Origin of the sequence: Arthrobacter sp. TB 23 (genome assembly GCF_000294595.1) — a bacterium.
Taxonomy (GTDB): Bacteria; Actinomycetota; Actinomycetes; order Actinomycetales; family Micrococcaceae; genus Arthrobacter_D.
Genome location: NZ_ALPM01000062.1, coordinates 10,484 through 16,419, shown reverse-complemented (window position 1 = coordinate 16,419; position 5,936 = coordinate 10,484). Strand labels below are relative to the sequence as shown.

Below are 5,936 nucleotides of genomic sequence, written 5' to 3'. Positions count from 1 at the left end.
GGGCCGCTGGATCCTCCAGCCGGTACGTGTCGACGTTGGCGATGATTGGCTCTTCGCTGAGGTAGTACCTGATCAGGTCGGGGACGTAGGTGTAGACGAGCTTGTCGTCGGCCACCCCGTTACCCAGGGCATTGGCGATCGTCACGGTGCCGGCGCGCGCGGCGTTGACCAGGCCGGGGCAGCCGAGCATCGAATCGGAACGGAACTGCAACGGATCAAGGAACTCGTCGTCAATCCGCTTGTAGATGACGTCGACGCGTTGCTCGCCGGCGGTGGTGCGCATGTAGACGCGGTTGCCACGGCAGATCAGGTCCCGGCCCTCCACCAGTTCCACACCCATCAGTCCCGCCAGCAGGGTGTGTTCGAAGTAGGCGGAGTTGAAGACACCGGGAGTGAGGACCACCACTGTCGGGTCTTCAGCCGACGACGGCGCCGTCTTCCGCAGCGCCGCAAGAAGACGACGGGGGTACTCTTCGACCGGCCGGATGTGCTGTTGCCCGAATGCCTCCGGCAGCCCCTTGGCCATGGCGCGTCGGTTCTCCAGGACGTAGCTCACGCCGCTGGGGACGCGGACGTTGTCTTCGAGAACCCGGAAGATACCTTTCTGGTCGCGGACGACGTCGATCCCCGAGATGTGGACCCGAACGCCACCTGCGGGGTCGAAGCCCCATACCTGCCGATGGAAGTGGGCGCTTGAGGTGATCAGGCGGCGCGGAATGACGCCGTCGGCGACCACCGACATTTTGTCGTAGACGTCGTTGAGGAACGCCTCGAGTGCGCGGACCCGCTGGCTGACACCCTGTTCCAGAACCTGCCAATCATTGCCTGAGATAACCCGCGGCACAATGTCCAACGGGAAGGGCCGTTCCTCCCCCGCGTAGTCGAACGTGACACCGCGGTCAAGGAAAGTACGGGCCATGGAATCGGCGCGGGCCGTGACGTCGGCGAGGTTCAGTTCGCTGAGGGCTGCGGCCACCTGACTGTATTCGTTGCGAGCCAACTGGCCGGGCGCGAACATTTCATCGAACGCGGGGGTACGGCTGGCTGCTGCTGCATAATCTTCGAAGAGGTCGGACATGGGCTCAACATTGCCACGAATTTCCTGTATTACATATTGTGCAATTGGTCACGTCGGCGGCGTGACGCGCAGGTCCAGAAGGTCGAGGTCCCGCGCCGCATAGCGGAGGTGCTGCCATTCCTCTTCGAGGATGGTGTGGAGGCAGGAAAGAGTGCGTTGAGGGCGCTCGGGCGCCCATGGAGTGGACCACGGTACGGTCAGGTCTTCCGGCGTGATTGTTACGGGGAAATCCCGGATCATGCTCACCCGATCCGCTGGCGCCTCACTGACGGCGGCATAGGAGGGAATGCCGTCAACGAAGACCGACCTGTCGTAGCCTTCGGATTCGGACTCGGAATGGGGCTGGCCGAGCGTGCTCACGGGCCGCCCAGTTCTCGCGCACTCGGCCGGGCGCCGACCAGCGCGCCCCGGCCTCCCGAAGGGTGACGTCTTTGAACGGTCGCGACGGCGCCGGTCGAGGCGCTGTTCGCCGACTGAGGCAAGACCCGGCGGCCGTGATTGAATGACCGGGTGATGAACGAAAATCTCCGCCGCGACGAAGCAGCCCTCCGGTCCAGTCTCCTGACCATCGCCAGTTACGAGGTTCACCTCGACCTGAGGGAGGCCGCTGATCCTGAGGTCGCCGGGTTCCTCTCCCGCTCGACCGTCACCTTCAGCTGCGACGCGCCGGGCAGCGAAACCTTCATGGACTTCATCGCCGATGAGGTGCACCGCGTTACCCTCAACGGCACGGACCTGGACCCCGCCGTCGTCGTCGACGGCGCCCGGATCACCCTTCCGGATCTGGCTGCCGACAATGTAGTGACCATTACCGGCACCGCCCTGTACAGCCGCAGCGGCGAGGGCATGCACCGCTTCACCGACCCGGCGGATGGGCAAACGTACCTCTACACGCAGTACGAACCTGCCGATGCACGCCGGGTATTCGCCAACTTTGAGCAACCCGATCTGAAAGCCGCCTTCACCTTCTCAGTGAGCGCACCTGCAGACTGGCTCGTGGCCTCCAATGGAGCCGAAGCGACCCGTGAGGATGGCGGAGAGGGCAGCCGGGTGTGGCAGTTCGCGCCCACGGAACGGATTTCGACCTACATCACCACCATCCTGGCCGGGCCGTACTTCGCTGCCACCGACCACTGGTCGGGCACCATGTCCGACGGGTCCACGCTTGAAATCCCGTTGGGGCTTTACTGCAGGGCGTCCCTGGCCGAGGCATTCGACACGGACACCATCTTCGATGTCACCAAGCGGGGACTCGAGTACTTCCATTCACGGTTCGAATATCCTTACCCATTCGGCAAGTACGAGCAGGCGTTCGTGCCCGAATACAACCTCGGGGCCATGGAAAACCCCGGGTTGGTCACCTTCACCGAGGCCTACATTTTCCGCTCCAAGGCGACCCACGACCAGTATGAGGCGCGCGCCAACACCATTCTCCATGAGATGGCCCATATGTGGTTCGGCGACCTGGTGACCATGTTCTGGTGGGACGATCTGTGGTTGAAGGAATCCTTTGCCGACTACATGGGCGCCCTCGCCGTCGCCGAAGCCACCGGTTCCGCCACATCGTGGGTGAGTTTCGCCAACCGCCGCAAGGCCTGGGCCTACCTTCAGGACCAGCTGCCCTCCACCCACCCCATCACCGCTGACATTGTGGATCTTGAAGCGGCCAAACAAAACTTCGACGGGATCACCTACGCGAAGGGCGCCTCGGTGCTGAAACAGTTGGTGGCCTATGCCGGCAGCGAAGCATTCTTCGAGGCGGCCCGCGCCTATTTCAGAACCCACGCGTTCGGTAATACCCGGTTGACGGACCTCCTCTCAGCATTATCGGACGCCACCGGCCAGGACATGACCGCCTGGGCGCAGCAGTGGCTCCAGACGTCGGGTGTGCCGTTGCTCAGCGCCGAGGTCGAGGTCGACGACGACGGCGCCTACCGTGCAGTGGTCATCCACCAGGAGGCCACCGACCCGGTCACTGGCGCGGCAGCGCTCCGCCCGCACCAGCTGCGCCTCGGACTGTACAGTTTCGCCGCCGGAGCACTGGTACGGACCGGCGCCGTCGATGTGCGTATTGACGGCGCCGCAACGGATGTCCCAGAGCTGGTGGGTGTCGTCCAGCCCGATTTGCTGCTGATCAACGATGATGATCTGACCTACGCGAAGATCAGCTTTGATGAACGGTCGCTGGCGACCCTGCTGGGTAGCGTTGGCTGCCTTGAGGAGCCGCTGGCGCGCGCTGTCTGTCAGGCGGCGCTGTGGTCGAATACCCGGGATGCGGCGCTCTCAGCGGCCGCCTACGTGGGTGCGGTGCAGCTCGCTGCGCCCGGCGAGTCCGGGGTCGGAGCGCTGCAGGTCATGTTGCGGAACGCGCACCACGCCGTCGAACACTACTCTCCGGCTGACGAGCGTGAGGTCCTGCGGGAACGGTTGTTCTCGTTTGTGGTGGAGGGTCTGCACGCGGCCGAGCCAGCCTCCGACCTGCAGCTGGTCTGGGCCCGGGCCGCAGCCGCTCTGGGCCTGCACAGCAACACCCACTCAGGGTGGTTCAGGGAACTGCTCGGTGGGAAGCAGAGTGTGACCGGGCTGGCTGTGGACCCCGAGCTGCGCTGGCTCCTCTGGCAGGCGCTGGCCGCCCAGGGGCAGGCATCGGGTGCTGAGCTGGAAGCGGAGCTTGACCGGGACCGCACGGCGGCCGGTAAAGCAGGATTCACCAGGGCCTCCACCTCGGTACCGGACGCTGCCATCAAGGAGAAGGCCTGGCAGGAAGCAGTCTTCGGCACCAGGCTATCCAACGAGCTGCTGTCAGCGACCATCGCCGGTTTCGCCGAGGGCGCCGCCGAACTGCGGGCCCCGTACGTGGACCGCTATTTCGCCGAAATCGGCCGCGTGTGGGACACAATGGGAATCGAGATGGCCAGTCGCATTGTCCGCGGACTGTTCCCCGGCTCGCAGGACCTCACTCCGGGCGAAGCAGCCGAAGAGCACCGGGTGGTGCTCGCAGCCGATAACTGGCTGACAACTTACCAGTCGTCGCCCGCGGCGTTGCGCCGGATTGTCCTGGAGGAACGCGATCACCTGTTGCGATCGTTACACGCCCAGGGAAATGGTCGCCTAGTTGGGGCCGGCTCCTAGGTGACCCGGTTCAGCCAGTCGCGGGTGCCGAACTTGTCCTCCACCAGACGCTCTGCACGTGCCACCTCATCATCGGTGAACGTTGAGTCCTGCGCGCCGTACTTCGCCCGGAACGTGTCGATCATGACCTTGATGATGTCTTCCCGGGACCGGCCGGTCTGACGGCGGANAGCGGGTCGACCCGCTTCTTCGCGCTCCGGGTACCCTTGTCGGACAGCTTTTCCTTGCCGATGCGCAACACCTCGAGCATCTTGTCGGCGTCGATGTCGTAGGACATGGTGACGTGGTGCAGCATGCCGCCGTTGCTCAGCCGCTTTTGTGCGGCGCCGCCAATTTTTCCGACGTCGGTCGCAATGTCATTGAGCGGCTGGTACCAGGCTTCGATCCCGAGGGTGCGAAGCGCGTCCATCACCCAGGCGTCGAGGAACGGGTACGACTCTGCGAAGCTCAACGAGTCCACCAGCGTCTGCGGCAGGTACAGCGAGTAGGTGATGGCGTTGCCGTGTTCCATGAACATGGCTCCCCCGCCGCTGATCCGGCGGACCACGCTCACGCCATGCCGCAGCACCCCCTCAGGGTTGACCTCGTTGCGCATCGACTGGAAGCTGCCAATCACCACCGAGGGCGATTCCCATTCCCAGAACCTGAGGGTGGGGTTACGGCGACCGTCGCCAACGTCCCGGGTCAGTACCTCGTCCATCGCGACGTGCATCTCGGTGGAGAGCGGTGTGGGCCCAATAACGTCCCACTGGTGGTCGGCCCACCCGGTTGCCAGGCCCAGGGCGCGCCGGACGGCGGTCGCCACCGCCTCCGGAGAGAAGCCGAACAGTTCCGCCGTGGGGTCCAGCCCCTGCACGACGGCGGCAGTCAACTCCCCGTGCGAGGCGTGAGCTGGCAGGCCCTCCAGCGACCGGTTGATGTCGTCGAGCGCTTCGTCAGGTTCGAGGAAGAAGTCGCCGTTGATGGATACTCCGGTCAGGACACCGTTGGCGACTTCGAAATCGGCGACGACCAGCTTCCCACCAAGCACCTTGAACTCGCCGTGGACAGGTCCTGAGGGGATTTGACTGGTCATCGGGGTGCTCCTTGGAGACTGGTAAACGGTGGTGAACAAGAAATGGGTCCGGACCGCCTAAGCGGTCCGGACCCATCAGGCAGACTAGTCTGCTCTCGGCATTACTTCTTGCCGAAGCCCTTGAAGCGGGCGTTGAAGCGCTCGACGCGGCCGGCGGAGTCCATGATCCGCTGCTTGCCGGTGTAGAAAGGGTGCGACTCGGAGGAAATTTCGACCTCGACCAGTGGGTAGGTGTTGCCGTCCTCCCACTCAACAGTCTTCTTGGAGGTCACGGTGGACCGGGTCAGGAATGACTTCTCGGACGCGAGGTCGCGGAAAACAACCGTTGAATACTTGGGGTGGATATCAGACTTCACAGTGTTACCTTCGTTAGTTGCCTGGATTTGGCCAGGCACAAGGGGGTTGGAAAAGTTGGTTGGCCCTAAGACCAGCTACCCACTCTACCGCACCCGAGGCGGTCCCAGCCATCTTGCCACCGGTGGGTGTGGCACGGCAGCTAGCGCCGGCATTCCCAGAAAGCGACCGCGCTTGCCGCTGCGACATTGAGCGAATCGACGCCGGCTCGCATCGGGATGCTCACGCTGTGGTCGGCCTGTTCCAGAGTCGCCCGGGTCAGGCCCTCCCCCTCAGTGCCAAGCACCAGGGCGAGCC

General features: G+C 64.1%; 4 protein-coding genes and 2 pseudogenes (1 of these 6 cut by a window edge). 1 reads left to right on the top strand and 5 read right to left on the bottom strand.

Going from position 1 to position 5,936, the window contains the following annotated elements:
* Both B384_RS0108435 and B384_RS18335 read right to left on the bottom strand, forming a co-directional pair.
* Positions 1 to 1,078: circularly permuted type 2 ATP-grasp protein (locus B384_RS0108435; protein WP_019482678.1), on the bottom strand; the 1,078-nt coding region annotated here is incomplete at its 3' end.
* Between the two features lie 48 nt (positions 1,079 to 1,126).
* Entirely contained in the window at positions 1,127 to 1,438 is a 312-nt protein-coding gene (locus tag B384_RS18335) for a hypothetical protein (protein WP_019482677.1), read from the bottom strand.
* A gap of 153 nt (positions 1,439 to 1,591) precedes the next feature.
* On the opposite strand from B384_RS18335, the gene pepN reads away from it, so the two are divergent.
* Entirely contained in the window at positions 1,592 to 4,210 is a 2,619-nt protein-coding gene (gene pepN / locus B384_RS0108425; protein WP_019482676.1) for an aminopeptidase N, read from the top strand.
* On the opposite strand, the pseudogene B384_RS18330 reads toward pepN, so the two are convergent.
* From B384_RS18330 to B384_RS0108410, 3 genes and pseudogenes are all read right to left on the bottom strand, one after another.
* A pseudogene (locus B384_RS18330) lies at positions 4,207 to 5,285 on the bottom strand (lipoate--protein ligase family protein). The gene pepN and the pseudogene B384_RS18330 sit on opposite strands and share 4 nt — an antisense overlap.
* Before the next feature lie 101 nt (positions 5,286 to 5,386).
* A complete protein-coding gene (locus B384_RS0108415; RefSeq protein ID WP_019482674.1) occupies positions 5,387 to 5,641 on the bottom strand; it encodes a type B 50S ribosomal protein L31 in 255 nt (84 codons plus the stop codon).
* A gap of 140 nt (positions 5,642 to 5,781) precedes the next feature.
* Positions 5,782 to 5,936, bottom strand: a pseudogene (locus tag B384_RS0108410) (TrmH family RNA methyltransferase) (it continues 649 nt past the right edge of the window).

Bases quoted from the DNA above. Each gene is read 5' to 3' on its own strand.
- pepN (WP_019482676.1), top strand. From the start codon at position 1,592: ATGAACGAAAATCTCCGCCGCGACGAAGCAGCCCTCCGGTCCAGTCTC.